Raw genomic sequence first — 25907 nt, 5'->3', positions numbered from 1 at the left:
TCCGCGAGGAGCCGCCCTTCTTCGTTTGGAGCGCCCTCAGCGCTGGAGCAGCATGATGCCCCAGGCCAACGCGGTTCCGCCGAGGAACAGCGGCCACGACCACCACAGGTCGAACTGGTAAATCTCGGCGCGGAAAATCTGGAGTTGGCCGCCTTTCGATCCTTGAGAACCGATCGCCAGCGCTACCACGAGGGTCAGGACGGCGCCCAGGGGCATTGCCTTTACGAGTTCCATAACTCTGCTTCCTCCGGTCAATCGCCGCAGAAGATAGGGTCAGATCATTGTTGGACCGGTGCCGAAATTGCTTAGCCGGGCTGGTTAATGCACCGGCGGATCGGTCCGCGGAATCTGTCGCACCGGTGCGACGGCCTCTCCCGGGCCACGGGGTGGCAGCGCGTTTTCCGGCACGTCGTCGATCTGCATATCGGATGTGTCGACATGCTGAAGATTGCGCACGCACACGGTTAGCTGCGCCCCGTCCCAGGTGATCTCGTTGAAACTCGGCGGGGTCGAGCGGGTGCGCTGCGACAGAGTGCCCGCACCGATCATCCGCACCGGACCCTCGCTCGTGTCTTCCATGATATCGAACGCGTCATGGACATGACCTGACAGGACGCCCTCGACCTTGCGTTTGGCGAGTTCGCGCAGCGCGCGGTCGCCATACTTGGTCAGCGCCGTCCCCTGTGTGCCGACTTCGCGCAAGGGATGATGGACAGCCACCAGTGCGCGCGTACCCTTGGGCAGCGCATCGAGGGCGGATAGACAGCGGTCGAGCGAGCGCTGGCTCACCCAGCCTTTCGACCAGTTGAGGCGTGGCTGCATCCGCACGGCAGTCTTGAGCGGGACGATCGCCAGCGCACCGAGGTCGAGTTCCTTTTCGACCTTCTCCTTCATCCCGTGAAATCGCTTGTACGGCTCGAAGAAGCGTTCGATGAGGTTGAAATAGGGCAGGTCATGATTGCCTACCTCCACGGTCACGGGGGCATCGAGTTCATTGATCCAATGCGTTGCGGCCGCGAATTCGCGGTGCCGTGCGCGCATGGTGAGGTCGCCGGTAATCGCCACCGCGTCGGGGCGCTTTTCGGCAATCTCCTGCTTCACCCAATCGAGCGCGCGGTTGTTTTCGAGCCCGAAATGGATGTCGGAAAGGTGGAATATCCGGCGGATGTCAGAAGCCATGCGCGGTCGCTAGCAGATCGACCGGGCAGTCTTCCACCGTGAATTCGGCCCGCGTTCCCAAGGTGGCCGGTTCGCCGTCGATAAGCACTTCGACCGGCTCGCCCGCGCAGTTCTCGATCACCAGCCGGTCGAGCAGGCCGAGCCGCTCATGCGGGCCGTCGCGGAAACTGCGCCGCAACAACGCCCAGCTTTGCTGGAGGAATTCTCCGGCGTTCTCGATCCGGTAACCGTCGACCTGCATGCCGCGGTGGCTCGGGGTTAGCTCGATCAGCGGATAGCCATCGTAATGGCCGATCGCGGGTTCGACCATCCGTACGCGCGATCCGCCCGTCGTTTCGGCCAGTGCCTCGCCAGCGCCCTGCGCAAGCCCCGCAACATCGAAGTCGCGCATCGCTTCGCGCACCTCGGCCCAGGCGGTTCCGGGCCCGACCAGGACACCGGCGTGGGCTCTTCCCGCAGGGCAGCAGGCCATTTTCGGACGGACGGGCCGAAACGCGCCACTGGCGATCCGCTCGAGGATAGCGTCATATTCGGTATCGGCCCCGTGAAGCCGGGCGCTCAGTAGGTTCATTGTCCCCCCCGGCAGGACCAGCACTTCGCCGCTCCAGCCTGCCACCGCCTCGATTACTGCATTCAGGGTACCGTCTCCGGTGAAGACGACCAGACGGTCTACATCTGCGTCCTGCAACACGGAGCGGTTAGGGAGTTCCTCGGCAGGAAAGGCGATCGTCTTCTCGGCAGGCATACCGTATTCAGCGAGCGAGCGTTCAAGCGCGACCAGTGCGGCTTCGCTATTGCTGCCGCTGCGCGAATTGACGATCAGCCATGTTTTCAGCGGGGCCATGTCGATCAAGCGCCAGATTGCGTCTGCGGTTCCCGCGCTCAGATCCGGCCATTCAGCAGCAGCCATGCGGTCGTGCCATTAAGCAGGCTGTAGATCGCATACCCCCAGGCCGCAGCCGGCCAGTCGTGCGCCACCAGCAGCATCGCCATCAGCAGTAAGAGAAACTCGAACGCCAGCGAAACGCGCCCGCCGCCCGCGCGAACGGCGGCCGGCAGAGTGTCGAGCAGCGGGTGGTTCGACTCGAGAACCGCCTTGTGGACCGCGAAATTTATCGTTCCGAGGATGAAGAGGATGCCCAGCAACATAAGACGAGCGTCCTACGCCCGTCGCCTGCCGATTGCCAAATGCCATTGGTCGGTCGTTTTGCAGCGCCCGTCCATTGCCCTCGCCATCCGTCGAAGCCCGCGTGTGATTACAGATGTAGACATGTAATACAGTTGGTGCGGCGGGCCTCTCCCCCTCAATTGATCGGGGTCCGCCGCAAACCTGGAGATGGAACTATGAACAAGACCCTTGCCACGCTCGCCGCCGCCGGCCTCGCACTCACCGCAACCGCCGCGCAGGCCGAAAATGTCAATGTGACCTACAGCGATCTCAACCTCGAGACCGTCGCCGGCCAGAAGGAATTGTCGCAGCGCATCGAGCGCGCCGCGCGCTCTGTCTGCGGTGTTGACGCCCCGCGCACCGGCAGCCGCCTGCCCGACAGTGCCGCGCGCAGCTGCTTCGAGATGGCCAAGGCCCGAGCCGGCGAGCAAGTCGCGGCCCGCGTCAACGAACAGGCCATGGGCGGCTGAGGCTTCAGCCTGCCACCTGTGGACCCCGGCCGGTTGCAGTCCCCCGGTCGGGGTCCTTTTTTATGCGTTTTCCAAAGTGGAGGGGCTCTAGCGGCCCGCCATGGCCTTGACCTTGGGCAGGTAAGTGCGCCCGATGCGCAGCGCCTCACCATCCTCGAGTTCGACCGACCACACGCCGAGCCCGTCATGGCGCAGACCGGTGATGCGATCCTTGCGCAGGATCGTCGAGCGATGGATGCGGATAAACCGCGCGGGATCCAGCCGCTTTTCGAGACCAGCGATAGTCTGCAGCAGCAGATAGGTCCGCGCCGCGTCATCTGCGCCGACATGCAGGCGGACATAATCGCGCTCGGCATCGATCCGGCCCACCTCGGACGTGGCGATGCGGATGAGTTCGGAGCGGTGCGGGATCCATAATTCCTCGAGCCATGCGCTCTCGGACGCTTCGCCGTCACCGCGCCGGGCGATCGCGCGCGATACCGCGCGTTCGAGCCGTTCGGGTTTGACCGGTTTGAGGACGTAATCGACCGCATCGAGATCGAAGGCTTCGACCGCGTAATTGTCATGTGCGGTGACGAAGACCACCGCCGGGCGTTCCGCCTTTTGCGCCAGTGACTTGGCTACCGAAATACCATCGACTTCGGGCATGGTCATGTCGAGCAGGATCAGATCGGGCTGCAACGCATCGACCAGGCGCAACGCCTGCGCTCCGTCGCTTGCCGTCCCGACGACGCGCAGTTGGGGAATTTTCGAACAGATGACCTGCATCCGTTCCACCGCCAGCGGCTCGTCATCGACGATCAGGGTCTTGAGCGTCTCGCCCACTTCCTCAGCCATGTTTCACCATCGGTAGTCTCAATTCGGTTTCATAGCCGGTAAGCGCGGGCCCCGATACGATCGTCGCGCTGTTGCCGAAGCGCGCTTCGAGCCGGTCGCGGACATTGGCGAGGCCGATGCCGAAGCCATGTTCGCCTGCGGTGCCGGGTCCATCGTCGCTCACGGTCAGGACCAGCCGGCCATATTCCTCGCGCGCGGCGATCGTGATCGTCACCGGCTTGCGCGAAGCGGAAACGCCATATTTGACCGAATTCTCGACCAGCGGCTGGAGAATCATCCCCGGCACCTGATATCTGGCCAGTTCGGGCGGCAAATCGACCTTGATCCTCAGCCGTTCGGGGAAACGCACCGCTTCGATTGCAAGATAATGCTCCTGCAGGTCGATCTCGTCCTCGAGGCTGACGTCGCCGGTCGGATGGTCCGCCAGGCTGTGGCGATAGAAGCGCGAAATCGTCTGGATCATCTGTTCGGCCCGGTCCGCCTTGCCGGTCATCACCAGCGCCGACAGCGAATTGAGCGTGTTGAACAGGAAGTGCGGATTGACCTGATAGCGCAGCGATCGCAGTTCCGCCGCCTTGGCCGCCGTGCGGAAGCGTTCGCCGCGCCGCTCGGCCGCGCGTGCCTGCGCACCGGCCAGCAGGGCGAGAAACAGCGACGCCCAGGCCAGCAGGATGAAATAGCGTCCGATCGCGAAGTCGAAGGTCATCTTCCACTGGTCGAGTGCGGTCGGAGCGGGCGAGATAAGCACGCTTTGCGGAACGGCCTCTTCGGCCTGCTCGACATCTTCGCCCATCTTCGTGCGGGGCAGGTCGATGAGGAGATTGCCGGCATCGTCGCGGCGCAGGGCAATACCGCGCTCCTTGCCCATCTGCTCCTCGACCTTGGCTTCGATCGAACTGAATATCCAGCGGTTCGCCTGCGCGATCATGATCGCACCGGGCATCGCGACAACCAGCGTGACCGCGATCTTGATGCCGAGCGAGCGGTTCTCGACCACCCGCAGGACGAGCCAAAGAAGCCCGGTCATGGCCACGCCGACAACGCAAACCAATGCGCGCCGCCATAGCAGCTCGTCCTGGAACTCGAGCCCGACGACCACGCCGCGCAAGGTGATCAGGAGGAAATAGCACAGCCACACCCCCACCATGGAGGCGAGGACGACCTTGCCGGACAGGCGCTCGCTTTCGGGATTCATCTGGCGTTCATCGATTGGCACGGTTTGCGATGTGCCCCTTCGCGCCCGCAAATGCCAGCGCGGCGGTCGAACAGGCTCTGCGGTTGGTCGAGCGGCTGTTATTCCGCAGGTTCGAGATTTCCAGCAGCAATGCGGCGTCGCCATTCGGCAGGCGCGAGCGTGTGGACATTGTTGCCCGCCGCATCGACCGCGACCGTTACGGGCATGTCCTGGACCTCGAATTCGTAGATCGCTTCCATCCCCAAGTCCTCGAAAGCCACCACTTCCGCGCCCTTGATCGCGCGGCTGACGAGATAGGCCGCCCCGCCGGTCGCCATGAGGTAGGCGACCTTGAACCGGCTGATTACTTCGACCGCATCATGGCCGCGCTCGGCCTTGCCGATCATCGCGAGCAGCCCGAGGTCGAGCATCATGTCGGTGAACTTGTCCATCCGCGTGGCGGTGGTGGGGCCGGCCGGACCGACGACTTCGCCCATCACTGGGTCGACCGGACCGACATAGTATATCGCGCGCCCCTTGAACTCGACCGGCAACTCCTCGCCTGCATCCAGCATGTCCTTGATGCGTTTGTGCGCGGCATCGCGCCCAGTCAGCATCTTGCCCGACAGCAGCAGGCGGTCGCCATGGTTCCAGCTTTCCACTTCCGCCGGCGTCAACGTGCCTAGATCGACGCGCCGGGCGGCGCTGTCGGGCTGCCAGGTCACTTGCGGATAATCGTCCAGCTTGGGCGGCTCGAGATAGGCGGGTCCCGAGCCGTCGAGCGTGAAATGCGCATGGCGCGTAGCGGCGCAATTGGGGATCATCGCCACCGGCTTGCCCGCCGCATGGCAGGGCGCGTCGAGGATTTTCACGTCGAGCACGGTGGCAAGTCCGCCAAGGCCCTGCGCGCCCACCCCCATGGCATTCACCGCGTCGAAGATGTCGATGCGCAATTGCTCGATATCGTTCTGTGCGCCGCGCTGCTTGAGTTGGCCCATGTCGATCGGATCCATCAGGCTCTGCTTCGCCAGCTTCACGCAATGCTCCGCGGTGCCGCCGATGCCGATGCCGAGCATTCCCGGAGGGCACCAACCCGCACCCATCGAGGGAATCTGCTCGATCACCCAGTCGACGATATTGTCGCTCGGGTTCATCATCTTGAACTTGGACTTGTTCTCGCTGCCCCCGCCCTTGGCGGCAACGTCGATTTCAACCGTACTGCCGGGCACCATTTCGACCGACAGGACGCAGGGCGTGTTGTCGCGCGTGTTGCGGCGGGTGAAGGCGGGATCGGCGAGGATCGAGGCGCGCAGCTTGTTTTCGGGGTGGTTGTAGGCGCGGCGCACCCCCTCATCGACGACGTCCTGCAGCGAGCGCGTACTGTCGAGCCGGCAGTTCATCCCCCATTTGACGAAGACGTTGACGATCCCGGTGTCCTGGCACAGCGGGCGGTGCCCCTCGGCGCACATCCGGCTGTTGGTGAGGATCTGCGCGATCGCATCCTTGGCAGCGGGGCCCTTCTCGGCCTCATAGGCCTCGCCCAGCGCTCGGATATAGTCCATCGGATGGTAATAGGAGATATACTGGAGCGCGTCGGCAACGCTCTCGATCAGGTCGTTTTCACTGATGACGGTCATGTCGCTCATCGCCGCAAATTCCCATGTTGCAGATTTGCGCTCCCCGATAGTCAGGTTTGCCGCCATCGGTCAAAGCGCTTGGCCCGGAGAGGCCATACGCCTAAGGCAACCGGAGCTTGCATAAGCGTGTTATTGATGTAATACAGCTCGCGGAAATGACCATGACCCTGACCACCACCCGCCCCGACTACACGGCCGCCCGCAAGGCGATGATCGACAGCCAGCTGCGCACCAGCGGTGTCAACGACGGCTTCGTGCTCGAGCGCATGGCGAGCGTCGCGCGCGAGGATTTCGTGCCCGAGGGGGCCAAGTCGATCGCCTATATGGACCGCGCGATTCGGCTCGAAAGCGGCGGGTTCCTGCCCGCTCCGCTGTTTCATGGTGCCATGCTCGCCGAAGCCCGGCCCAGCATGGATGACCGCGTGCTGGTGATCGATGGCGGCAGCGGCTACCTGCCCGTGCTGGTCGAGCCGCTGGTCGGCAAGCTCGACACCGTCACGCCCGAGAAGGCGGCCAATGGCGCCAAGCGCGGCGATTACACGCTGGTGCTGGTCGACGGGGCCATCGAACACGCGCCCGCAGCGTTGGCCAAGCTGGTCGCCGAAGGCGGACGGATCGTAACCGGCATGGTCGAGCGCGGCGTCACCCGCCTCGCCACCGGCCGCAAATCGGGGAGCGCGCTGGCGCTGATCCCGCTTGCCGAAATGGGTATCCCGCGGCTTGGCGCATTCGACCGGCCGCAAAGCTGGAGTTTCTGAATGCGTCGCGGAGGGGTAGCACAGTTCTGGGTTCTGGGGGCGGGCGCAAGCGCGCTGGCTCTCGCTGTTCCGGCGCAAGCCGATACGCTGCAGGAGGCGCTGACCAACGCCTATCTGTACAATCCCACGCTGCTCGCCGCGCGCGCCAACCAGCGGGCGAATGACGAAAACGTCCAGATCCAGGAAGCCCCCGGCATTCCCAGCGTGAATGCCTCCGGCACCTATATCGAGTTTATCAAGAAGTCGCCCAACAGCTTCACTTCGCCCGACCGGACCCTCCAGATCGGTCCCGAGCTGACCGTTCCGGTTTATGCCGGCGGGGCGGTCAGGAACGCGGTCAAGGCGGCGGAAGAACGCGTCGCGGCGGGGCAGAACGATTTGCGCGCGACCGAGAGCGCGATTTTCAGCCAGGTGGTGGCCGCTTACATGGACGTGCTCCGCACGCAGGCGCTGGTCGCGCTCACCGCCAACCAGGTCGAATTCCTGACGGTCAATCTGCAGGCAACGAGCGACCGGTTCGAGATCGGCGACCTTACCCGCACCGATGTTGCCCAGTCGCAATCGCGGCTGGCGCTGGCGCAGGGCGATCTGCGCAATGCGCAGGCGAACCTGATCAATGCCCGCGAAACCTACATCCGGCTGGTGGGCGACGCGCCCGAGGATCTGCAGGCACCGCCGCCGCTGCCCAACCTGCCGACCGATGTGGCCACGGCTGTCGATACGGCGCTGGCCAACAATCCCGACCTGCTGGCGGCGATGGAACGCGCCGATGCCGCGGGGTTCGACTCCGAGGTCGCAGGCGCCAGTCGGCTGCCGCGCGTTTCGCTGTTCGCGGGCGCGACCTATACCGATTACTTCGACACGCTGGCCGGGGGCGCTCCCGGCATTACGCAGGAAGAAACGACGGCCAATGCGGGAGTGAACCTCAGCATTCCCATATTCCAGGGCGGGCTTCCCGCCGCACGCCAGCGGCAGGCACAAGCGCGCGAAACCGCAGCGCTCGAACAGGTCATTGCCGCCGAACGCGAAACCATCGCCCAGGTACGCGCCGCCTGGTCGAGCTGGCAGGCATCGCTGGCCGTGATCGAAAGCAGCCAGATCGCGGTAGAGGCCGCCACGCTCAGCCTCGAAGGCGTGCGCGCGGAGAACTCGATCGGCAGCCGCCAGATACTCGATGTGCTCAATGCCGAACAGGAACTGCTCAGCGCGCAAGCGCAGCTGGTGACGGCGCGCCGCAACGCCTATGTCGCGGGCTTCAGCCTGCTGGCCGCGATGGGCCGCGCCGAAGCGCGCGACCTTGGGTTCCTGGGCGAGGGCGTACTCTACGATCCCGCAGCCAATTACGAGCGCGTGAAGGGCCGTGTGTGGGATTGGGACCGCGATCCCGAACCCGTCGCCGGCGCCACGAGCACTGTCGATGTCGCGACGCCCGACGCCAGTGTTCCGGGAGAGGATGAAACGGGAACCGAATCAGGCTATTGAGCGCTGTACCGAATCGGGACGTACCGATTCGCCAACAGGGGCTTGAGTGACGATGCAGCAAACGGGTGAACCTTCGGTCGAGGAAATTCTCGACTCGATCAAAAAGGTGATCGCACGCGACAATCGCGAAGGCGCGATCCTCGAACGCCGTCGGCGCACGGCTGCCACGATGCGCGAAAGCCTTGCCGAACCCGCCGATTCCGAAGAAGCCGACGAAGTGCTCGAACTCGCCGAGGAAATCGCCCTCGATGACGAGCGGGACGAGGACGAGGACGAAGCCGAAGACGATGCGCTCACCCGGGGCGACACGCGCGCGGCGATGAGCCAGAATTTCGCCGCGCTCGCCATGCTCGCCAAACCCGGCAAGCAGCCGCAGATCGTCCGTTCGGGCGAGACCTCGCTCGAGGGCCTGACGCGCGAAATGCTGCGCCCGATGCTGGCCCAATGGCTCGACGACAACCTGCCCGGCATGGTCGAGGATCTGGTCAAGGCCGAGATTGCACGGATTGCGGGCAAGCGCAGCTGAGCCTGCCGCGGTACATTTGACGGCAAAACCGAAAGCCCTGCGCAAGGCCGAGCAAGCGCTGGCCAAGACCGGCGGCGCCATTGCCGAACGGCAGATCTTCCTGTGCAGCATCTCCGAGAAGCAGAAATGCTGCCGCCGCGACGAAGGCAAGCAGGCGTGGAACTACCTCAAGCGCCGGTTGAAGGAACTTGGTCTGGTCGGCCGCGAGGGGACCGTCCAACGGACCAAGGCCGATTGCCTGCAGGTATGCGAGGCGGGGCCCATCGCGGTCGTCTGGCCCGATAACGTTTGGTACCATTCGTGCCACCCCGAGGTACTCGAGGCGATCATCCAACGCCATCTGATCGGCGGCGTGCCGGTCGAGGAATACCGTCTCAGACCAGCCGACTAGTCGTCGTCGCGGAGCGGGTCTTCGATCGCTTCGTCATGGCCGGTCCCCGAGGACAGGAACACCAGTCCCATCAGCGCGCTGGTCAGCAGCATGGTAAAGCCGACGCCGAGCGCGACGGCGATGTAGAAGTGGATCGACACTTCCTCGGCGCCGTGGCGGTACAGCAGTGCCATCGCGATCGCGACCACGCCGACCGTCAGCAGGAACATGAAGCGCATGATCCGCCGATAGCGCGCCCAGGCAAAGGCCGCGCTTTCGGGATCGTCCAAGGGAGATTTATGCGCCATCGCCAGCGCACATGGCGGGCCTGCGCACCAGTTTCAACGCCGGGGTGCTGGACGATTCGCTTTTTGCAGGTGAAGATGGCATTCTGGCAGCAGCAAAGCGGAGGAGATGGCGCATGGAAATCGGCAGTCTGATCGAAGGGCGGGCGAACTCCGAGATCATCTCCTGCAATGTCGATACGCCCGTACGCGAGGCGGTTGCGCTGCTGGCCTCGAAGCGCATCGGCGCGGTCCCGGTGGTCGAAGCCGGCAAGGTGGTCGGCATTTTTTCCGAACGCGACGTAATCTATCGCCTCGCCGATGAAGGCGATGCCTGCCTGTCGCGGCCGCTGGGCGAGGTCATGACCGCGCCCGCGATCACCGTGCAGCGCACAACCTCGGTTCTCGAAGCGCTGGCGCTGATGACCCGGCGGCGGATCCGCCACTTGCCGGTGGTCGATGGCGAGGCGATGTGCGGCTTCATTTCGATCGGCGATCTGGTCAAGGCGCGGCTCGACGAGATCGAACACGAGGCTGAAGCCATGCGCGCTTACATCCAGACCGCTTGAGACTGGGCTCGCGCCTCCCTACATCGCTGGCATGATCAATTCCCCCACCCTCACCGATGCCGCGGCGGCCCGTATCGCCGTGATCGCCGAGAAGCAGGCCAAGCCGGCCATCCTCCGCCTCTCGGTCGAAGGCGGCGGTTGTTCGGGCTTCCAGTACAAGTTCGGCCTCGCCGATGCGGCTGAAAGCGACGATGCGATCAGCGAGAAGGACGGGGTCAAGCTGCTCGTCGATCCTGTCAGCCTCGATCTCGTCGCGGGTAGCACGGTCGATTTCGTCGAATCGCTGGGCGGCGCGGCCTTCCGCGTTGAAAACCCGCAGGCCGCGGCAGGCTGCGGTTGCGGGTCGAGCTTCGGCATCTAGCCATCCTGCAGGGCCGGACCGGCCCTTCACACATCGCAGAGAAGGCACGGGGCTTGGCGCTGGCCAACCGCCTGCCGAGGCCATAAGAACGCCCGCATGCGTATCGCCAGCTTCAACATCAACGGGATCAAGGCGCGCTTGCCGCGTCTGAAGGAATGGCTCGAGGAAACCCGGCCCACCGTCGCCTGCCTGCAGGAAATCAAGACGATGGACGAAGGCTTTCCCGCCGAGGAGTTCGAGAGCATCGGCTACAAGGCCATCTGGCATGGTCAGAAGAGCTTCAACGGCGTCGCTATCCTCGCCGATGGGGTTGAACCGGTGGAGACCCAGCGCGGCCTGCCCGGCGATCCCGAGGACGAACAGTCGCGCTATCTCGAGGCGGACGTGAACGGCGTCCGCGTGGCGTCGATCTACCTGCCCAATGGCAACCCGCAACCGGGGCCGAAATTCGATTACAAGCTGGCCTGGATGAAACGGCTGCGCGCGCATGCGGCGACGCTGTGGACGCAGGAAATCCCGACTGCACTGGTCGGCGATTACAATGTCATCCCCGAAGACAAGGATGTCTGGTCGGGGCGCGCGATGGCGAGCGACGCGCTGATGCAGCCCGAATCGCGCGATGCCTATGCCCGGCTGCTGGGTGACGGATGGACCGACGCGCTCGATACGCTCAATCCGCGCGGAGGCGTGTGGACCTATTGGGACTATCAGGCGGGCGCATGGCAGCGCGACCACGGGTTCCGCATCGATCACCTGCTGCTGTCCCCCGAGCTAGCCGTACGGTTGCAGGCAGCGGGCGTGGACAAGGAGCATCGCGGGCGCGAGAAGGCCAGCGATCATGCTCCGGTCTGGGTCGACGTGCGCGACTAGTCCGCGCGAATCGAAAAGGGGCCCCCGCTCGCGCGAAGGCCCCTTTCCAAATTGACTTGCTTCAGCGGTAGAAGACGTGCGTGTCGATCGTCGCCAGCGCTACCTTGCGGCGGCTCCAGCTGGGCCGGACGTAGTTCGCGTGGAAGTACAGCGCATCGCTTGCTTCGCTGTCCCACAGCCCGCGGTGGGCGATGCGGGCAATGGCATGCGCACGCTGCCAGGCGCGCGAGCCGGTCTTGATCCGCGGCATACGGCCATGTTTGACGAAAGAGAATTGCGCGCGCTGGTAGACGACGCTGCAATAGCTCGATGGGAAACGGCGGTCTTCGGCGCGGTTGATGATCACCTGCGCAACCGCCAGCTGGCCGTCGAGCGGTTCGCCGCGCGATTCGAAATAGACCGCCCCGGCGAGGCACTGGAGTTCGTCGGAAAGCTGGCTCCCAGCGGGCATGGCGGCGACGAGCTCGCGCAGGCTGTCTGCCTGCGGTGCCGCGTCGGCGGAATTGTCTGATACGGCTTCCGCTGCGGGAAGCTCCTGCACCACTTCCTTCTCGACGAAGACGGGCACCACTTCTTCAGTGAGCTGTGCCTCGGTGGTGATGTCTGCGGTTGCTTGCGCCGCAACCTGGGCGTTGGCGCCGGAACCTTCGGCTCCCGCAAAAGTAGTAAAGGCGATTGCCGCGATGACCGCGGTAAACCCGGTAGTCTTGAATACCATTTTTCACTGACAACTAAGCGGTTGGCGGTCTGACGCAGGCTGGGATCCATGGCGCGTTGATGGCGTCCTGAAACTTGGATCCGATACGGGCCTGCCGGCCACCCCCCGTCTGCGTGCTAGCGTGTCGACCCCATTGCCGTCCTAACGCCGCCTGCGCATCGAAGCTGGCGGGCAAATAGTCGCAATTGATATTAAGTCAAGTTAACCCGCCACCCCTGCGACGAACCGTTCTGCATTTTCGATATCCAGCTCGATAACCCAGCAATCGGGGTCGGAGCGCCGGCGCTTGGTCACGTATTCGTCAAATTCTCTTGCGTTTTCATCGTCTTGTGTGCGCGTACAGACGAATGCGCGCGACCCGTCGAGCTGGGGCATGCGCTCCCACAAGCGGGTATTCCTGCCGCTTTGCGTGGTTAATACCAGCAGGATGCCCGCGTCTTTCTCCCCCTTCTGGAGGACCATGCCAAAACCGCCCGCACTCTCGACCGCACGGATCAAGCCCGAAACCTCGACATGGGCAGGCAAGCGCGCGTCCACTATGCTCAGCCTTCGGTGAGATAGCCGGGGAGGCTCGACAGCGGGATATGCGAGCGCATGAAGGTCCCCGTTCCGCGGCCGATTTCGTCGCCCTCGTCATCGACCAGCCGCGATTCGGCGACGAACACGCGCTTGCGCCCGCTCACCCAGCGCCCCTCGGCGACCACCTGCCCCACCCGCACCGGCTTGGTGAAATGCAGGTTGAACGAGGTCGTCAGCAGGAAACGGTCGGTGACGAAGGTGTTCGCAGCATAGAAACCGGCATCGTCGAGCATCTTGAAATAGATCGTGCCATGCGCCGCACCGGCAGCATGATAAACTTCTTCGGTCACATCGAAGGTGATCCGTGAGGTGCCCTCGCCGGTAATTTCCAGCCGCGAAGGAAACAGCGCATTGACCGGCGCCGAAGCATAGAGGCTCTCGAGCGCCCGATGATGGCGCTCAGCCCCGCTGGTTGCGGCCCCCGTCATTGCTACTCTCCGTCGTTCCTAGCGCGGTTCGACCCAGCCGATCGAACCGTCGTGACGGCGATAGACCATATTATGCGCGCCGCTGCCCGCATTTTTGAACAACAGCCCATTGGTGTTCTGGAGGTCGAGCAGCATCACTGCATCGGCCACGCTGCATTCGGGGATCATCGCCTTGGTCTCGGCGATCACCGGCGGGCTGTCGGCAGTCAGTTCCTCGTCATTGTCGGGTTCGGGCGCGCCGAGGATCGTATAGGCGGCCTCGGCCTCGCGTACCGCATGGGCGGCCTGTTCGTGGCGATCGTTGATTCGGCGCTTGTAACGGCGCAGCTGCTTTTCGATCTTGCTCGCCGCGGCATCGAAAGCCTGGTGGACGTCATGCGCTTCCGCATGACCCTTGAGGATCAGGCCCTGCATGACATGTGTGACGATATCGGAGGTGAACGCGCCGCCCGACCCCTTGCCGAAGGTGACATGCGAAGAAATGGCGCGGTTGAAATACTTGTCGACGATGGAGTTCAATCGATCGCCGACATGCTCCTGCAGCGCTGTGCCGGTGTCGATCTGGTGGCCGGAAACACGAATATCCATCTTGTTATTTTCTCCTTTACCGTCCCCCGTGCGGTTCCAACTCCCCGGCCCGTCCGCCGGTTTCCACCATACCGGACATCAGCCCCACAAGGGGTTCTCGATCCCGGTCATGAATTCGCGATGCCGCGCCAGTTCCGCGGCGCTGGCATGGTGTGGGCGCGGTTGGCGGCGCGGCCCCGACGGGGCCTGGCGCACTGCGGGGAAATCGGCGGCTTGGACGAGTCCGGCGGATGCGACCTCCGCCGCCAGTTCGAGGCCGATCTGCCGCCCACCCTTGAGCTCGACATAGACCTGCGCCAGCAGTTCGGCATCGAGCAGCGCACCGTGCTTGACGCGGTGGCTGCGATCGATCCCGTAGCGCGAGCACAGCGCGTCGAGCGAGAGCTTGGCCCCCGGATGCCGCTTGCGTGCCAAGGCGACGGTATCGACCATCCGGCTGGTGCAGATGGGGGCCAGTTCGCACAGCGACAACTCGGTATTGAGAAACCCGAAATCGAACCCGGCATTATGCGCCACCAGCGGCGAATCGCCGATAAATTCGAGCAGTTCTGCGGCGAGGTGGCGAAACAGCGGTTTGTCCGACAGGAATGCCGCCGACAGGCCATGTACGGCCTCGGCGCCCGAGGGCATGTCACGTTCCGGATTGAAGTAAGCGTGGTAGCTCGCGCCGGTCGGAACGAGATTCACCATCTCGATGCAGCCGATCTCGACCATCCGGTCCCCGGTCTTGGGGTCTAGGCCGGTGGTTTCGGTATCGAACACGATCTCGCGCATCACCACTCCTATCGGCGCCGCGGGGCCAGATTACAAGGGGGTTACAGCGATTGGCGCGCGGGTATGACACCGCGCAGTTCCGCGATCAGCGCGAGGACCTCGTCTTCGGTCTCTTCGACCGAAGTCCCGGTGTCGATGATGTGGTCCGCGCACGCGCGTTTTTCCGAATCGGGGGTCTGCAGTTCGAGAATATGCGCGAACTTTTCTTCGGTCATTCCGGGGCGGGCCAGCACGCGGCGGCGTTGGGCTTCGGCGGGGGCGGAGACGACCACCACGCGGTCGACCGCTTCGGCGCCGCCTTTCTCGAACAAGAGCGGGATATCGAACACCACCAGCGGCGCGCCGGCATGTTCGATCAGGAACGCCTCGCGCTGCGCCGCCACCGCGGGATGGACGATCGCTTCGAGCCGAGCCAATTCCTGCGGATTGCCGAACACCAGCGCACCGAGTTTCTCCCGCGAGACGCCGCCTGCATCGGTACTCCCCGGAAAGGCAGCTTCGATTGCCTGAACCAGCGCACCGCCGGGGCCCTGCATCGCGCGCACCTCGGCATCGGCATCGAATACCGGCACACCCGCAGCCTCGAACATCGCGGCGACAGTCGACTTGCCCATGCCGATGGAACCGGTGAGGCCGACGATCAGTGGGCGGGTCATGCCGCCAGCCTTTCGTGCAGCGTCGAATCGTATTCACGGGGCGGGGCCACACCGAAGAAATGTTCGAACGCCGCCGCTGCCTGACCGATCAGCATGGCGAACCCGTCGATGGTCTGGAACCCGGCGGCGCGGGCATTCTCCAGAAATGGCGTAGCGACCGGATCGGTAACGATATCATAGGCGATCGAACCCGGTGGGGCATGGCTCCAGTCGAAGGCGAGGGCGGGCTGGCCGCGCATGCCGAGCGGCGAGGCGTTGACGACCAGGTCGCAGCATCCCTCGCGATCATCGAAGGCGAAATCGGTCGTCTGCGCGAAATGATCGAGCGGCGCGACATGGTGTTCGCCGTCGGGATCGAGTTCCTCCAGCAGCGCGCGCGCCTTGTCGGTATTGCGACCGGCAAGCACGATGCGGAACCCTTCGCGCGCCAGCCCGGTAACGATCGCGCGCGCGGCACCGCCAGTGCCCAGCACGCGCGCCATGCGGAAATAGTGCTGCTCGCCAAGCCGCTGCGCCAGCGGCTCTAGGAACCCGGCGACATCGGTATTGCGTCCGACCAGCCGGCCGTCGGGGGTCTTCACGACCGTATTGACCGCACCGACGCGCTTCGCCAGCGGTTCGAGCCGGTCGAGCAGCGGCATGATGGCCTGTTTGTGCGGCATGGTGACATTGCATCCGCGCCAGGCGGCGTCCTCGCGGCGCGCGGCGAGATAGTCCTCCAGCCCCGCAGCTTCGACACGCGTGGCACGGTATTCCGCAGCGAGCCCGAGCTTCTCGATCCACAGCCCGTGGATGACGGGCGATTTGGATTGGGCGATCGGATCGCCGATCACTTCGACATAGTCCGTCACGAAGCGAGCGCCCCTTCGCCGCGCAGTGCATCGAGGACTTGGAGCAGGGGCATGCCGAGCACGGTGAACTGGTCGCCCGCAATACTCTCGAACAGTTGCACGCCGGGCCCCTCGATCCGGAACACGCCGACGCAATAGGATACGGCGGGCCATTCGGCATCGAGATAGGCGGCGATAAAGTCCTCGCTGAGGTCGCGTACGCGCAGCCGCGCAAAATCGGAGCCGACCCAGACGATCTGGCCCCCGCGCGCAAGCGCCGCTGCGCTATGCAGGGTCATTGCCTTGCCCGAGAAGAACCGCAAATGTTCGGCCGCATTGTCGCGGTTGGCCGGCTTGTCGAAGCGCCTGCCGTCGACCTCGACCAGCGAATCCGAACCCAGCACCAGCGCATCGGGCCGCGCGGCGGATAGGGCTGCCGCCTTGGCCGCGGCCAGCGCCTGCGCGATCTCGGCAGGCTCGGCGCCCTCCATCTCGGCTTCGAGCGCGCGTTCGTCGACTGCGGCACCTTCGGCTTCGAAGGCAATCCCCGCCGCCTCCAGCATCGCCTTGCGCGACGCGCTGTTCGAGGCGAGCACGATCCCGCTACCACCAAGGTCACTCATATCGGTTTGGATCCCTGCGAGCTGCCACTTGCCGAACGCTCGTTATACAAGCGGATCACCGCCGCGGCGGTTTCCTCGATCGAGCGGCGCGTCACGTCGATCACCGCCCAGCCATTGTCGGCGAACATCCGCCGGGCGAACTTGACCTCGCCCTTGACCCGCTCGCCATCGACATAGTCGGTCTCGCGTTCCTCATTGAGCGTAAGCAGGCGGTTGCGGCGGATCTGCACCAGCCGTTCGGGCGCGGTGGTTAGCCCCACGATCATCGGATGCTTGAGTTCGAACAGCTTGGGCGGCGGCGGGCTTTCGACCACCAGCGGGATATTGGCGACCTTGTAACCGCGATTGGCAAGATAGATGCTCGTCGGGGTTTTCGAACTGCGCGACACGCCCGCCAGCAGGATATCGGCCTCTTCCCATTCTTCCCAGCCGATCCCGTCGTCATGCGCGATGGTGAACTGAATCGCCTCGACCCGGTTGAAATAGGCCTGGTCCATTGCGTGCTGGCGCCCCGGCCGGCCATGCGCTTCCTGGCCCAGCGCTTTTTCGAGCGCTTCGGTCACCCGGTCGAGAATGGGTACCGCTGGCAAGCCCAGCTGGGTGCAGGCTTCCTCCAGCCGGTTGCGCGTATCCGGATTGACCAGCGTGAACAGGACGAGGCCCGGATTGTCCTTGAGTTCGGGCAGGATCCGCTCGAGATGCTGGCGGCTGCGGACCATCGGCCAGAAATGCCGTATGACATCGGCATCCTCGAATTGCGCAAGCGCCGCCTTGGCGAGCATTTCGAGCGTTTCGCCGGTGGAATCGGACAACAGATGGAGATGGACGCGGTTGGCGATGGCGAGGTCCTGCGGCCTGTGGAGAACGGGGGCATAAACCACGGGAGAAAGCTGGCGACAAGTTCGGGAGCAAAAACCCTCCCCGGAACGAGTCCTTCACGGGCCGATTCCCGCACACCAAATCCGAGTTTTGCGCAGGGGTGGGCATAGCAGGGATAAGTTTGACTCGACTCACAGCCGGCGGCGAGTCGGCAACCGGCCTCGACCCTTTGCAGAGGGGGAGAAATCGGGCAGGGGCCACTTATCCCTGAAATCCACAGGGCCAACAGACACCTACAACCTCTTTATAAATACTATTATTTATTAGATTGGACTCAGAGATGCCCGGTCTCCTGCTCGATACGCTGAACGGCAAACGTGCCGATCGCGTGCCCCTCTGGCTCATGCGGCAGGCGGGTCGCTATCTGCCCGAATACCGGGCGTTACGCGCCGAAAAGGGCGGATTCCTCGCGCTGGCCTATGACAGCGAAGCGGCTTGCGAGATCACCTTGCAGCCGATCGACCGCTTCGGTTTCGACGGGGCGATCCTGTTTTCCGATATCCTGATCGTCCCGCATGCGCTGGGGCAGCATCTCGAGTTTCTCGCAGGCGAGGGGCCGAAGCTGTCACCGCCGCTGGTCGATGCCGCTCTGGCGGGGCTGACGCCTGACAAAAGTCGCTACGAGCCGATCTACCAGACCGTGCGGCTATGCCGCGAGCGGTTGTCCGATGAGGTGACCATGCTTGGCTTTGCGGGAAGCCCGTGGACGGTGGCGACCTACATGGTGGCGGGCGAAGGCAGCCGCGACCAGCACGAGGCGCGCGCGATGGCTTATCGCGATCCGGCCAAGCTCGACGCCATTCTCGAAGCCATCACCATCGAGACGATCAGCTATCTCTCCGGCCAGATCGAGGCGGGTGCGGAAGCGGTCCAGTTGTTCGACAGCTGGGCAGGAAGCCTGGCCCCCGATGAATTCGAGCGTCTGGTGATCGCCCCCAATGCGCGGATCGTCGCGGCCCTGCGCGAACGCCACCCCGCGACCCCGATCATCGGATTTCCCAAGGGTGCAGGGGAGAAACTGCCCGCCTATGCCCGCGAGACGGGTGTGCAGGCTGTCGGTGTGGACGAGACGGTCGATCCCGCATGGGCGGCCCGCGAACTGCCCCGCGACATGCCGGTCCAGGGGAATTTCGATCCCCTGCTGCTGCTTGCGGGAAGCGATCGGCTGGAACGGCGCGTACGTTTCATCCTCGAGTGTTTCGCCGACCGCCCGCATGTCTTCAATCTCGGTCACGGGATCGACCGCCGGACGCCAATCGCGCATGTCGAGCGGCTGCTCGCGACCGTGCGCGGTTTCAAGGGGTGACGCAGGCGTGCGCGCAGCCTACATAACCCGGCGATGCAGGACGTATTGGCGATGACCTATCTGTGGCTCAAGGCCGGGCACATCATTTTCATGGTGTTCTGGATGGCGGGGCTGTTCATGCTGCCGCGGCAGATGATCTACCTGCACCCGGCGACCGAAGGTTCCGCGGAAGCGGGTCTGTGGGGCAAGCGGATGGGCCTGCTGCGCAAGGTCATCCTGACCCCCAGCCTGATCGTCGTGTGGGTGCTCGGGCTGTTGCTGGCGATGACCATCGGCGCATGGGACCAGGGCTGGTTCCATGCCAAGCTGCTGTTCGTCCTGCTGCTGACCGCGTTTCACGGGATCATGGTTGCGCGGTCGAAAAAGATGGTCGCGGGCGAACGTCCGATGACCGAGAAGCAGCTGCGCATCTGGGGCGAATTTCCCGGGATCGCGCTGGCGATCATCGTCGTGCTGGTGATCGTCAAACCCTTCTGAGCGATCGGCCCGTCGCATTGCCGATTGACGGCCCCGCAGCGCCGCCGTAATTGCATCCCACCTACCGGCTACAGGTCCCGCGCACAGACGGGACCGGGTCTGCTTTCCCCAAGCCCAGTCCTGCGCCCGTCGAAGGACCCACCGACCTGCCGGCCATCCAACCGATTACCGAGTAAAAGTTATGCATCTCAAGGATTTGAAAGAGAAAACCCCGGCAGACCTGGTCGCGATGGCCGAAGAACTGGGGGTCGAGGGTGCCTCGACCATGCGGCGGCAGGACCTGATGTTCTGCATTTTGCGCGAGCTCGCCGAAGACGAAGAATACGAAGAAAAGATCATGGGGATCGGCACCATCGAAGTGCTGCAGGACGGTTTCGGCTTCCTGCGCAGCCCCGAGGCGAATTATCTTGCCGGCCCCGACGATATCTACGTCTCGCCCAACCAGGTCCGCAAATGGGGCCTGCGTACCGGCGACACGGTCGAGGGCGAGATCCGCGCCCCGCGTGAGGGCGAGCGCTATTTCGCGCTGACGACGCTCTACAAGGTCAATTTCGACGATCCCGACGCGGTTCGCCACCGGACCAATTTCGACAATCTCACGCCGCTGTATCCCGACGAGAAGCTGTCGCTCGACACGCTCGACCCGACCGTCAAGGACAAGTCGGCACGGGTGATCGACATCATCAGTCCGCAGGGCAAGGGCCAACGCGCGCTGATCGTCGCCCCGCCGCGCACGGGTAAGACCGTGCTGCTGCAGAATATCGCCAAGGCGATCACCGACAACCATCCCGAGGTCTTCCTGCTGGTGCTGCTCGTCGACGAGCGCCCGGAGGAAGTCACTGACATGCAGCGCAGCGTGAAGGGCGAGGTTATCTCCTCGACCTTCGACGAGCCTGCCAACCGCCATGTGCAGGTCGCCGAAATGGTGATCGAGAAGGCCAAGCGCCTGGTCGAGCACAAGCGGGACGTCGTGATCCTGCTCGATTCGATCACCCGCCTCGGCCGCGCCTACAACACCGTGGTGCCCAGCTCGGGCAAGGTGCTGACCGGTGGTGTCGATGCCAATGCGCTGCAGCGTCCCAAGCGCTTCTTCGGCGCGGCGCGTAACATCGAGGAGGGCGGCTCGCTGTCGATCATTGCCACCGCGCTGATCGATACCGGCAGCCGCATGGACGAAGTGATTTTCGAAGAGTTCAAGGGCACCGGCAACAGCGAAATCGTGCTCGACCGCAAGGTCGCCGACAAGCGCATCTTCCCCGCGCTCGACGTGGGCAAGAGCGGTACCCGCAAGGAAGAGCTGCTGGTCGAGAAGGACAAGCTCTCGAAAATGTGGGTCCTGCGCCGTATCCTCATGCAGATGGGCACGATCGACGCGATGGAATTCCTGCTCGACAAGATGAAGGATTCCAAGACCAACGAAGACTTCTTCGCGACGATGAACCAGTAAGGGTTCGCACGCGATGCCCGTCCAGAGAGCCGCCATTACAGGGGCTCCCGGGGCGGGCAAGTCGACGCTGCTGGCCGAGCTTTCGCGCCGCGGCGTGACTACGGTCGAGGAAGTCGCGCGGACGATCCTCAGATCTGCAGGCGGCATGGCGCTGCGCGAAGAGGATCCGCTCGCCTTCGCCGATGCAATGCTCTCGGCGCAACTGGCGGCGTGGGACGAGACGCGGGTCGACGGACCGGTCGTGTTCGACCGCGGCTTCCCCGATATTGCCGGTTTCCTGCGGGTCGAGGGACTCCCCGTCTCCGACGCGATTGCGCGGGCCTGCGAGGAATATCGTTTCGACGGGCCGATCTTTCGCGCGCCGCCGTGGCGCGCGATCTACACGCCCGACGACGAGCGAATCCAGGATTGGCAGGAAGCCATTGCCAGCGACCGGGCCGTGTGCGGGGCCTGGCGCGACCATGGCTATGCGTTGATCGACCTGCCCTTGGTCCCCGCCGAGGAGCGCGCGTCTTTCATTCTTGCGCGCCTATGACGCCTTCATGCGCTCCAGCATGGCGCCCATCTGCTCCCAGACCTTGTTCACGGCCTTTAGTGGCCGCACCATGACCTTGAAGTCGACGATCATCCCGTCTTCATCGAAGCGGATGAGGTCGATGCCATTGACTTCGATACCGTCCATCTCGGTCCTGAACTCGATCATCGCATTCTCGCCATCGACCAGTTCGCGGACATATTCGAAGCTGTCGTTGCCGAGCGTCTGCCCTGCAGCGGACAGATAGGCCACCACGATCGGGCGGCCGCGCTGCGGCGTGTGGACGACCGGCGAATGAAATACCGCGTCCTCGTAGATGATCGCCGCCAGCGCTTCGGGCGAATTGCCGTTTTCGACCACCTCGTGCCAGCGCTTCAAGCCCTGTTCCGCCGTCATATTGCCTCCGCAAATGTATCCGCCCGTGCGGCGGCCCAGGCGGTGGCATAGGGCGTGCTTTCGGGGGAGTCGAGCAACCGGCCGGGCTCGAGGAAGCGATGGATGTGGTCGAGGCTGTCCGATTGGGCACTGTTCTGGCGTTCGGAAATATGCGCCGGCGTGATCTGCCACGGATTGTCGAGCCCCATCGCAACGATCATTTCCCGGAAGGAATGCAGCGTATGACGCTGGAAACGCGCGACACGTTCGGCCTTTTCCATCGGTACCAGGCCCCGTTGCCGCGTCGCGTCCTGCGTCGCCACGCCGGTCGGACACATGTCGTTATGGCATTTCATCGACTGGACGCAGCCCAGCGCGAACATGAAGGCGCGCCCGGCGTTGCACCAGTCGGCGCCCAGTCCGAAATTCATTGCCATTCCCGCACCCGAATGCACCATGCCCGCAGCAACCAATTTGACCTCGGGCTTCAGACCGCTGCCGACCAGCGCATTGCGCATGAGGATAAGCCCCTCGCGCAGCGGCATTCCGACGCGGTTGGAGAATTCCACCGGAGCGGCGCCAGTGCCCCCTTCGGCACCGTCGACGACGATGTAATCAAGCGTGATCCCCGTCTCGCGCATGGCCTTCATCAGCGCGAAGACCTCATGCGGCTTGCCGACGCATAATTTGATCCCCACCGGCTTGCCGCCCGACAGTTCACGCAGCTGTGCGGCCCATTCGAGCATCTGGATCGGGGTCGAGAAGGTGGAATGCGCGGGGGGCGAGATGCAATCGCTCCCCACCGGAACCCCGCGCGCTGCGGCGATCTCTTCGGTCACCTTGCTGCCGGGCAGGACCCCGCCATGGCCGGGCTTGGCGCCCTGGCTGAGCTTGATCTCGACCATCTTGACCTGTTCGCCGCGGGCGCTTTGGGCAAAGCGCTCGGGATCGAACGCGCCATCCTCGGTCCGGCAGCCAAAATAACCGCTGCCGATTTCCCAGACGAGGTCGCCGCCATGCGAGCGGTGATAGCGCGAGATGCCGCCTTCGCCGGTATCGTGGTAGAAATTCCCTGCGGCCGCTCCCTTGTTGAGCGCCATGATCGCATTGGCCGACAGAGAGCCGAAGCTCATCGCCGAGATATTGAGCAGGGATGCGGAATAGGGCCGGGTGCATTGCCTGCTGCCGACATCCACGCGCCATTCGGAGGGTGCCTGGGCATTGGGCGCCATCGAATGGGCCAGCCACTCATATTCGTCCGAATAGACGTCCAGCTCGGTCCCGAATGGATGCGAGTCGAGCTGGCCCTTGGCCCTGGCATAGACCAGCGCGCGCTGCTGGTGGTTGAAGGGGCGCCCTTCCAGATCGCCCTCGACCAGATAGGCACGCGCATAGGGGCGCAAATCCTCCATGATCCAGCGGACATGCGCGAGCAGCGGATAATTGCGCCACAGCGTATGCCGCCGCTGGAAGAAATCATAGACCGCCAGCAGCAGCAGCGGCACGGTGAAAACCAGCCCCCAGCGCAGCCAGTCGACCGTAATAAACAGCGCGGTCAGCAGCGCCACCACCAGCGTGGGCCCGAACCGCATGAACAGTTCGGAGGAACTGCGGATATGCGCCTTGTTCTGCATCAGCCGAGGTGCTTGGCGAAGAACTCCGCACTGCGGCTATCGGCCAATTGTGCGGCCTCGTCCGACCGCCGCTTGCCGAATTCGGTGGCGAAGCCGTGATCGAGCCCCTCGTAATCGTGGAGCGTGACCTTTGGATGGTCGTCCAGCCCGGCATGCATGGCCTTTTGCGTATCCTTGCCGACGAAACCGTCTTCGGTCGGGATATGCAGCATCAGCGGATGTGCGATGGCGTGCTTCTCGTCGAGCAGGCCGTCGATTCCCACGCCGTAATAGCCTACGCTGGCGTCCACATCGGTGCGCGCGGCGGTCATATAGGCGAGGCGGCCGCCGAGGCAGTATCCGACACAGCCGACCTTGGGCACACCCTCCTCGCGGCGGATATGGTGGATCGTGGCCTCGATATCGCGGATGCCCTGATCCTGGTTGAACTTGCCCATGAGGTCGAGCGCGCGCTGGAATTCGGGTTCGACATCGGGGTCGAGTTCGACCCCGGGCTCGAGCCGCCAGAACAGGTCGGGCGCGACCGCGAGATAGCCTTCCTCGGCCAGCTTGTCGCATTTGCGACGGATGCCCGCATTCACGCCGAAGATCTCCTGAATCACGAGAATGGCGGCCTTGGGCGTCTTCGCCGGACGCGCGACGTAGGCGGCGAACGTCTCGTTGCCGGACAGGGTGGAGATGGTGACGGTTTCGCTCATGGACGGGGCTCCCTCGCTTCGATTGGTGTCTTATGCTTGCATGACGCGTGATGCGGACCCAGATAGGGTCTTGCAAGCCATAACGGAGGAAGCGCGATGAAGGTCCATATCGAAATCGATTGCACGCCCGATGAGGCGCGGACCTTCATGGGCCTTCCCGATGTCGGCAAGGCGAATGCGGTCTATGTCGACATGATGTCCAAGGCGATGAAGGGCGTGAACAACAACGAGCAGCTGCAGGAATACGCCAAGCAGCTTGCGCCGATGGGGCAGGCTGGGTTCAAGCTGTTCCAGAGTTTCATGGAAGGCACCAATGCCTCGCGCTCGTCTTCGCAGGACAAGACTCCCGCCGACGACTAGGAGCGCCTGCGCGCGATGGAAGATACGATTTTCGCCCTGTCGAGCGGGGCACCGCCGGCGGCGATCGGTGTCATCCGGATAAGCGGACCGAAGGCGGGCGATGCGCTGGCCGCGCTGGCGGGCGATCTCCCCCCGGCGCGCTCGCCGCGCGTGCGGACCTTGCGCAATTGTGCGGGCGAGCCGCTCGATGTCGCCCTGGTACTGTGGTTTCCCGGACCTGCTACCGCCACGGGCGAGGATCTGGCCGAAATTCACTGCCATGGCGGCCGCGCGGTCGTAGCCGCGATCGCGGCTGCTCTCGGGCGCATGGAAGGCCTGCGCGAAGCGGAGCCGGGCGAATTTACCCGCCGGGCTTTCAGCAACGGCCGGATCGATCTCGCCGAGGCCGAGGGGCTTGCGGATTTGCTTGCAGCTGAAACCGACTTGCAGCGCAAGGGGGCGCTGCTTTCGGCGGGCGGCGCGCTATCCCGGCAGATCGAGAGCTGGCGCGAGCAGATACTTGGTCTCGCCGCCTCGGTGGAAGCGGTGATCGATTTCGCCGACGAGGATGATGTGGCGGGTTTGCCGGCATCTTTTGAAGGCGAAATTGGCGATCTCGCAGTAGAGATGAGGCGGATCGCCGGGCAGCCCGCGGCTGAACGCCTGCGCGACGGCATTCGAGTCGTCCTCGCCGGACCACCGAATGCGGGTAAATCATCACTTTTCAATGCGTTGCTTGCTGACGAAGCTGCTATCGTAACTGCAGAGGCGGGGACAACACGCGATGTGCTGGAACGGCCAATTGCGATCGGCGGGGTGCCATTCGTCCTCGTGGATACGGCGGGTATGCGCGAGGAAGGGGCGGGTATGATTGAGGAGATCGGCATCGCCCGCGCACGCCGTGCTGTAGGCGAGGGACAGATCGTCCTGTGGCTAGGCGAGCCCGGGCAGGCGCCCGCCGGGTCGATCCAGATCAATTCGAAAAGCGACCTTGAGAGCTGCCCCGGCGCGGAGGGTCTGAAAGTATCGGCCGTAACCGGTGCCGGAATTGGCGAGTTGCTGGACCTTCTGGTGGCCTTGGGCAAGGAGGCGCTTCCGCCCGTCGACCAGGTCGGGTTCAATCGTCGGCAGAAGCAATGGGCCCTCGCCGCAGCCGAACATCTGGAAGCAGTGGAGGTCGCGGGTGACCTACTCGTGGCGGCAGAGAACCTGCGCAGCGCAAGACGCGCGCTCGATCGGTTGGTGGGTCGCGATTCGACCGAAGAGATGCTCGACGCGCTGTTCGGCCGCTTTTGCATCGGCAAGTAGTGTTTCACGTGAAACATGCACTTTGACG

General features: G+C 64.0%; 34 protein-coding genes. 14 read left to right on the top strand and 20 right to left on the bottom strand.

The genetic code is table 11. The features are described 5' to 3' along the window. Positions 1 to 36 precede the first annotated feature (36 nt). The 4 genes from J2S32_RS10660 to J2S32_RS10645 form a co-directional block, all read right to left on the bottom strand. On the bottom strand, positions 37 to 234 hold the full coding sequence (locus J2S32_RS10660; RefSeq protein WP_253521046.1) for a hypothetical protein: 198 nt from the start codon (positions 232 to 234) through the stop codon (positions 37 to 39). A gap of 84 nt (positions 235 to 318) precedes the next feature. Next, entirely contained in the window at positions 319 to 1179 is an 861-nt protein-coding gene (locus J2S32_RS10655) for a metallophosphoesterase family protein (protein ID WP_253521044.1), read from the bottom strand. Continuing rightward, a complete protein-coding gene (locus tag J2S32_RS10650) occupies positions 1169 to 2089 on the bottom strand; it encodes a diacylglycerol/lipid kinase family protein (RefSeq protein ID WP_253521042.1) in 921 nt (306 codons plus the stop codon). Before J2S32_RS10650 ends, J2S32_RS10655 begins: the two co-directional genes overlap by 11 nt. After that, positions 2062 to 2328 (bottom strand): hypothetical protein, encoded by a 267-nt coding sequence (locus tag J2S32_RS10645; RefSeq protein WP_253521039.1) that lies wholly within the window; start codon positions 2326 to 2328, stop codon positions 2062 to 2064. Before J2S32_RS10645 ends, J2S32_RS10650 begins: the two co-directional genes overlap by 28 nt. Positions 2329 to 2523: 195 nt before the next feature. On the opposite strand from J2S32_RS10645, the gene J2S32_RS10640 reads away from it, so the two are divergent. Next, positions 2524 to 2817, top strand: a complete 294-nt coding sequence (locus J2S32_RS10640; RefSeq protein ID WP_253521037.1) for a UrcA family protein — start codon at positions 2524 to 2526, stop codon at positions 2815 to 2817. A gap of 87 nt (positions 2818 to 2904) precedes the next feature. Here the strand turns inward: J2S32_RS10640 and J2S32_RS10635 are convergent, their stop codons facing one another. The 3 genes from J2S32_RS10635 to J2S32_RS10625 form a co-directional block, all read right to left on the bottom strand. After that, positions 2905 to 3654 (bottom strand): LytR/AlgR family response regulator transcription factor, encoded by a 750-nt coding sequence (locus J2S32_RS10635; protein WP_253521035.1) that lies wholly within the window; start codon positions 3652 to 3654, stop codon positions 2905 to 2907. Next, complete coding sequence (locus J2S32_RS10630; protein WP_334201553.1) at positions 3647 to 4870, bottom strand: sensor histidine kinase; 1224 nt, start codon at positions 4868 to 4870, stop codon at positions 3647 to 3649. Before J2S32_RS10630 ends, J2S32_RS10635 begins: the two co-directional genes overlap by 8 nt. A 77-nt stretch (positions 4871 to 4947) precedes the next feature. Further along, complete coding sequence (locus J2S32_RS10625; protein ID WP_437181937.1) at positions 4948 to 6465, bottom strand: fumarate hydratase; 1518 nt, start codon at positions 6463 to 6465, stop codon at positions 4948 to 4950. Positions 6466 to 6620: 155 nt separating this feature from the next. Between J2S32_RS10625 and J2S32_RS10620 the strand changes: the two genes are divergently transcribed. From J2S32_RS10620 to J2S32_RS10605, 4 genes are read left to right on the top strand one after another with little or no spacing between them, the layout of a single operon-like run. Next, a complete protein-coding gene (locus J2S32_RS10620; RefSeq protein ID WP_367398978.1) occupies positions 6621 to 7223 on the top strand; it encodes a protein-L-isoaspartate O-methyltransferase family protein in 603 nt (200 codons plus the stop codon). After that, positions 7224 to 8705 carry a TolC family outer membrane protein gene (locus J2S32_RS10615; RefSeq protein WP_253521031.1) on the top strand — a complete coding sequence of 494 codons (1482 nt, stop codon included), beginning with the start codon at positions 7224 to 7226 and terminating at the stop codon, positions 8703 to 8705. Between the two features lie 52 nt (positions 8706 to 8757). Continuing rightward, positions 8758 to 9231 (top strand): DUF2497 domain-containing protein, encoded by a 474-nt coding sequence (locus J2S32_RS10610; RefSeq protein ID WP_253523062.1) that lies wholly within the window; start codon positions 8758 to 8760, stop codon positions 9229 to 9231. Between the two features lie 16 nt (positions 9232 to 9247). Then, positions 9248 to 9622 carry a (2Fe-2S) ferredoxin domain-containing protein gene (locus tag J2S32_RS10605; protein WP_253521029.1) on the top strand — a complete coding sequence of 125 codons (375 nt, stop codon included), beginning with the start codon at positions 9248 to 9250 and terminating at the stop codon, positions 9620 to 9622. Here the strand turns inward: J2S32_RS10605 and J2S32_RS10600 are convergent. Then, entirely contained in the window at positions 9619 to 9909 is a 291-nt protein-coding gene (locus tag J2S32_RS10600) for a hypothetical protein (protein WP_253521026.1), read from the bottom strand. The two genes, J2S32_RS10605 and J2S32_RS10600, sit on opposite strands and share 4 nt — an antisense overlap. A 113-nt stretch (positions 9910 to 10022) precedes the next feature. Here J2S32_RS10600 and J2S32_RS10595 point away from each other — a divergent pair, with 113 nt between their 5' ends. From J2S32_RS10595 to xth, 3 genes are all read left to right on the top strand, one after another. Next, complete coding sequence (locus J2S32_RS10595; RefSeq protein WP_253521024.1) at positions 10023 to 10454, top strand: CBS domain-containing protein; 432 nt, start codon at positions 10023 to 10025, stop codon at positions 10452 to 10454. 31 nt (positions 10455 to 10485) lie between these two features. Beyond that, the gene (gene erpA / locus J2S32_RS10590; RefSeq protein ID WP_253521021.1) at positions 10486 to 10815 is read left to right on the top strand and encodes an iron-sulfur cluster insertion protein ErpA; all 330 of its coding nucleotides are present in this window, start codon (positions 10486 to 10488) and stop codon (positions 10813 to 10815) included. A gap of 96 nt (positions 10816 to 10911) precedes the next feature. Continuing rightward, a complete protein-coding gene (xth, locus tag J2S32_RS10585) occupies positions 10912 to 11685 on the top strand; it encodes an exodeoxyribonuclease III (RefSeq protein WP_253521019.1) in 774 nt (257 codons plus the stop codon). Positions 11686 to 11746: 61 nt separating this feature from the next. Here the strand turns inward: xth and J2S32_RS10580 are convergent, their stop codons facing one another. The 9 genes from J2S32_RS10580 to J2S32_RS10540 form a co-directional block, all read right to left on the bottom strand. Then, positions 11747 to 12403, bottom strand: coding sequence for a cell wall hydrolase (locus J2S32_RS10580; RefSeq protein WP_253521017.1), 657 nt, complete (start codon positions 12401 to 12403; stop codon positions 11747 to 11749). 201 nt (positions 12404 to 12604) lie between these two features. After that, positions 12605 to 12940: a DUF1491 family protein gene (locus J2S32_RS10575; RefSeq protein ID WP_253521014.1), complete on the bottom strand. Its 336-nt coding sequence runs from the start codon at positions 12938 to 12940 to the stop codon at positions 12605 to 12607. Between the two features lie 5 nt (positions 12941 to 12945). Next, a complete protein-coding gene (locus tag J2S32_RS10570) occupies positions 12946 to 13410 on the bottom strand; it encodes a PaaI family thioesterase (RefSeq protein WP_253521010.1) in 465 nt (154 codons plus the stop codon). Positions 13411 to 13428: 18 nt separating this feature from the next. Continuing rightward, on the bottom strand, positions 13429 to 13998 hold the full coding sequence (hpf, locus tag J2S32_RS10565) for a ribosome hibernation-promoting factor, HPF/YfiA family (RefSeq protein ID WP_253521007.1): 570 nt from the start codon (positions 13996 to 13998) through the stop codon (positions 13429 to 13431). A gap of 78 nt (positions 13999 to 14076) precedes the next feature. Beyond that, positions 14077 to 14772, bottom strand: a complete 696-nt coding sequence (gene dnaQ / locus J2S32_RS10560) for a DNA polymerase III subunit epsilon (RefSeq protein WP_253521004.1) — start codon at positions 14770 to 14772, stop codon at positions 14077 to 14079. A 41-nt stretch (positions 14773 to 14813) separates the two neighbouring features. Further along, a complete protein-coding gene (gene coaE, locus J2S32_RS10555) occupies positions 14814 to 15428 on the bottom strand; it encodes a dephospho-CoA kinase (protein WP_253521001.1) in 615 nt (204 codons plus the stop codon). Beyond that, entirely contained in the window at positions 15425 to 16279 is an 855-nt protein-coding gene (aroE, locus tag J2S32_RS10550; protein ID WP_253520997.1) for a shikimate dehydrogenase, read from the bottom strand. Before aroE ends, coaE begins: the two co-directional genes overlap by 4 nt. Next, a complete protein-coding gene (locus J2S32_RS10545; protein ID WP_253520995.1) occupies positions 16276 to 16881 on the bottom strand; it encodes a Maf family protein in 606 nt (201 codons plus the stop codon). The genes aroE and J2S32_RS10545 overlap by 4 nt, the downstream gene beginning before the upstream one ends. After that, positions 16878 to 17663 carry a pyruvate, water dikinase regulatory protein gene (locus J2S32_RS10540; RefSeq protein WP_253523060.1) on the bottom strand — a complete coding sequence of 262 codons (786 nt, stop codon included), beginning with the start codon at positions 17661 to 17663 and terminating at the stop codon, positions 16878 to 16880. The genes J2S32_RS10545 and J2S32_RS10540 overlap by 4 nt, the downstream gene beginning before the upstream one ends. Before the next feature lie 377 nt (positions 17664 to 18040). Here J2S32_RS10540 and hemE point away from each other — a divergent pair, with 377 nt between their 5' ends. The 4 genes from hemE to J2S32_RS10520 all read left to right on the top strand — a co-directional run bounded on the left by hemE (position 18041) and on the right by J2S32_RS10520 (position 21525). After that, entirely contained in the window at positions 18041 to 19066 is a 1026-nt protein-coding gene (gene hemE / locus J2S32_RS10535; RefSeq protein ID WP_253520993.1) for a uroporphyrinogen decarboxylase, read from the top strand. A gap of 33 nt (positions 19067 to 19099) precedes the next feature. Beyond that, positions 19100 to 19543, top strand: a complete 444-nt coding sequence (locus J2S32_RS10530) for a CopD family protein (protein ID WP_253520990.1) — start codon at positions 19100 to 19102, stop codon at positions 19541 to 19543. Between the two features lie 181 nt (positions 19544 to 19724). Beyond that, complete coding sequence (rho, locus tag J2S32_RS10525; protein ID WP_253520987.1) at positions 19725 to 20990, top strand: transcription termination factor Rho; 1266 nt, start codon at positions 19725 to 19727, stop codon at positions 20988 to 20990. A 13-nt stretch (positions 20991 to 21003) separates the two neighbouring features. After that, positions 21004 to 21525: an AAA family ATPase gene (locus J2S32_RS10520; protein ID WP_253520984.1), complete on the top strand. Its 522-nt coding sequence runs from the start codon at positions 21004 to 21006 to the stop codon at positions 21523 to 21525. Here J2S32_RS10520 and J2S32_RS10515 read toward each other — a convergent pair. Genes J2S32_RS10515 through J2S32_RS10505 form a run of 3 tightly spaced genes read right to left on the bottom strand, consistent with a single transcriptional unit; the run spans position 21520 to position 24232 of the window. Next, positions 21520 to 21921 (bottom strand): nuclear transport factor 2 family protein, encoded by a 402-nt coding sequence (locus J2S32_RS10515; RefSeq protein ID WP_253520982.1) that lies wholly within the window; start codon positions 21919 to 21921, stop codon positions 21520 to 21522. The two genes, J2S32_RS10520 and J2S32_RS10515, sit on opposite strands and share 6 nt — an antisense overlap. Next, positions 21918 to 23534 carry an FMN-binding glutamate synthase family protein gene (locus J2S32_RS10510; protein WP_253520980.1) on the bottom strand — a complete coding sequence of 539 codons (1617 nt, stop codon included), beginning with the start codon at positions 23532 to 23534 and terminating at the stop codon, positions 21918 to 21920. Before J2S32_RS10510 ends, J2S32_RS10515 begins: the two co-directional genes overlap by 4 nt. After that, complete coding sequence (locus J2S32_RS10505) at positions 23534 to 24232, bottom strand: dienelactone hydrolase family protein (RefSeq protein ID WP_253520978.1); 699 nt, start codon at positions 24230 to 24232, stop codon at positions 23534 to 23536. Before J2S32_RS10505 ends, J2S32_RS10510 begins: the two co-directional genes overlap by 1 nt. A gap of 96 nt (positions 24233 to 24328) precedes the next feature. Here J2S32_RS10505 and J2S32_RS10500 point away from each other — a divergent pair, with 96 nt between their 5' ends. Both J2S32_RS10500 and mnmE read left to right on the top strand, forming a co-directional pair. Next, positions 24329 to 24592: a DUF6489 family protein gene (locus J2S32_RS10500; protein WP_253520976.1), complete on the top strand. Its 264-nt coding sequence runs from the start codon at positions 24329 to 24331 to the stop codon at positions 24590 to 24592. Positions 24593 to 24607: 15 nt separating this feature from the next. After that, positions 24608 to 25879 (top strand): tRNA uridine-5-carboxymethylaminomethyl(34) synthesis GTPase MnmE, encoded by a 1272-nt coding sequence (mnmE, locus tag J2S32_RS10495; protein ID WP_253520973.1) that lies wholly within the window; start codon positions 24608 to 24610, stop codon positions 25877 to 25879. The last annotated feature ends 28 nt before the right edge of the window (positions 25880 to 25907 follow it).

Source organism: Qipengyuania citrea, from assembly GCF_024171405.1.
GTDB lineage: Bacteria > Pseudomonadota > Alphaproteobacteria > Sphingomonadales > Sphingomonadaceae > Qipengyuania > Qipengyuania profunda.
The sequence above is the reverse complement of the archived record's forward strand: the minus strand, read 5'-3'. Positions and strand labels throughout refer to the sequence as shown.

Bases quoted from the DNA above. Each gene is read 5' to 3' on its own strand.
- J2S32_RS10660 (WP_253521046.1), bottom strand. From the start codon at position 234: ATGGAACTCGTAAAGGCAATGCCCCTGGGCGCCGTCCTGACCCTCGTG.
- J2S32_RS10655 (WP_253521044.1), bottom strand. From the start codon at position 1,179: ATGGCTTCTGACATCCGCCGGATATTCCACCTTTCCGACATCCATTTC.
- J2S32_RS10650 (WP_253521042.1), bottom strand. From the start codon at position 2,089: ATGGCTGCTGCTGAATGGCCGGATCTGAGCGCGGGAACCGCAGACGCA.
- J2S32_RS10645 (WP_253521039.1), bottom strand. From the start codon at position 2,328: ATGTTGCTGGGCATCCTCTTCATCCTCGGAACGATAAATTTCGCGGTC.
- J2S32_RS10640 (WP_253521037.1), top strand. From the start codon at position 2,524: ATGAACAAGACCCTTGCCACGCTCGCCGCCGCCGGCCTCGCACTCACC.
- J2S32_RS10635 (WP_253521035.1), bottom strand. From the start codon at position 3,654: ATGGCTGAGGAAGTGGGCGAGACGCTCAAGACCCTGATCGTCGATGAC.
- J2S32_RS10625 (WP_437181937.1), bottom strand. From the start codon at position 6,465: ATGACCGTCATCAGTGAAAACGACCTGATCGAGAGCGTTGCCGACGCG.
- J2S32_RS10620 (WP_367398978.1), top strand. From the start codon at position 6,621: ATGACCATGACCCTGACCACCACCCGCCCCGACTACACGGCCGCCCGC.
- J2S32_RS10615 (WP_253521031.1), top strand. From the start codon at position 7,224: ATGCGTCGCGGAGGGGTAGCACAGTTCTGGGTTCTGGGGGCGGGCGCA.
- J2S32_RS10610 (WP_253523062.1), top strand. From the start codon at position 8,758: ATGCAGCAAACGGGTGAACCTTCGGTCGAGGAAATTCTCGACTCGATC.
- J2S32_RS10600 (WP_253521026.1), bottom strand. From the start codon at position 9,909: ATGGCGCATAAATCTCCCTTGGACGATCCCGAAAGCGCGGCCTTTGCC.
- J2S32_RS10595 (WP_253521024.1), top strand. From the start codon at position 10,023: ATGGAAATCGGCAGTCTGATCGAAGGGCGGGCGAACTCCGAGATCATC.
- erpA (WP_253521021.1), top strand. From the start codon at position 10,486: ATGATCAATTCCCCCACCCTCACCGATGCCGCGGCGGCCCGTATCGCC.
- xth (WP_253521019.1), top strand. From the start codon at position 10,912: ATGCGTATCGCCAGCTTCAACATCAACGGGATCAAGGCGCGCTTGCCG.
- J2S32_RS10580 (WP_253521017.1), bottom strand. From the start codon at position 12,403: ATGGTATTCAAGACTACCGGGTTTACCGCGGTCATCGCGGCAATCGCC.
- J2S32_RS10570 (WP_253521010.1), bottom strand. From the start codon at position 13,410: ATGACGGGGGCCGCAACCAGCGGGGCTGAGCGCCATCATCGGGCGCTC.
- hpf (WP_253521007.1), bottom strand. From the start codon at position 13,998: ATGGATATTCGTGTTTCCGGCCACCAGATCGACACCGGCACAGCGCTG.
- dnaQ (WP_253521004.1), bottom strand. From the start codon at position 14,772: ATGCGCGAGATCGTGTTCGATACCGAAACCACCGGCCTAGACCCCAAG.
- coaE (WP_253521001.1), bottom strand. From the start codon at position 15,428: ATGACCCGCCCACTGATCGTCGGCCTCACCGGTTCCATCGGCATGGGC.
- J2S32_RS10545 (WP_253520995.1), bottom strand. From the start codon at position 16,881: ATGAGTGACCTTGGTGGTAGCGGGATCGTGCTCGCCTCGAACAGCGCG.
- J2S32_RS10540 (WP_253523060.1), bottom strand. From the start codon at position 17,663: ATGCTCGCCAAGGCGGCGCTTGCGCAATTCGAGGATGCCGATGTCATA.
- hemE (WP_253520993.1), top strand. From the start codon at position 18,041: ATGCCCGGTCTCCTGCTCGATACGCTGAACGGCAAACGTGCCGATCGC.
- J2S32_RS10530 (WP_253520990.1), top strand. From the start codon at position 19,100: ATGCAGGACGTATTGGCGATGACCTATCTGTGGCTCAAGGCCGGGCAC.
- rho (WP_253520987.1), top strand. From the start codon at position 19,725: ATGCATCTCAAGGATTTGAAAGAGAAAACCCCGGCAGACCTGGTCGCG.
- J2S32_RS10520 (WP_253520984.1), top strand. From the start codon at position 21,004: ATGCCCGTCCAGAGAGCCGCCATTACAGGGGCTCCCGGGGCGGGCAAG.
- J2S32_RS10515 (WP_253520982.1), bottom strand. From the start codon at position 21,921: ATGACGGCGGAACAGGGCTTGAAGCGCTGGCACGAGGTGGTCGAAAAC.
- J2S32_RS10510 (WP_253520980.1), bottom strand. From the start codon at position 23,534: ATGCAGAACAAGGCGCATATCCGCAGTTCCTCCGAACTGTTCATGCGG.
- J2S32_RS10505 (WP_253520978.1), bottom strand. From the start codon at position 24,232: ATGAGCGAAACCGTCACCATCTCCACCCTGTCCGGCAACGAGACGTTC.
- J2S32_RS10500 (WP_253520976.1), top strand. From the start codon at position 24,329: ATGAAGGTCCATATCGAAATCGATTGCACGCCCGATGAGGCGCGGACC.
- mnmE (WP_253520973.1), top strand. From the start codon at position 24,608: ATGGAAGATACGATTTTCGCCCTGTCGAGCGGGGCACCGCCGGCGGCG.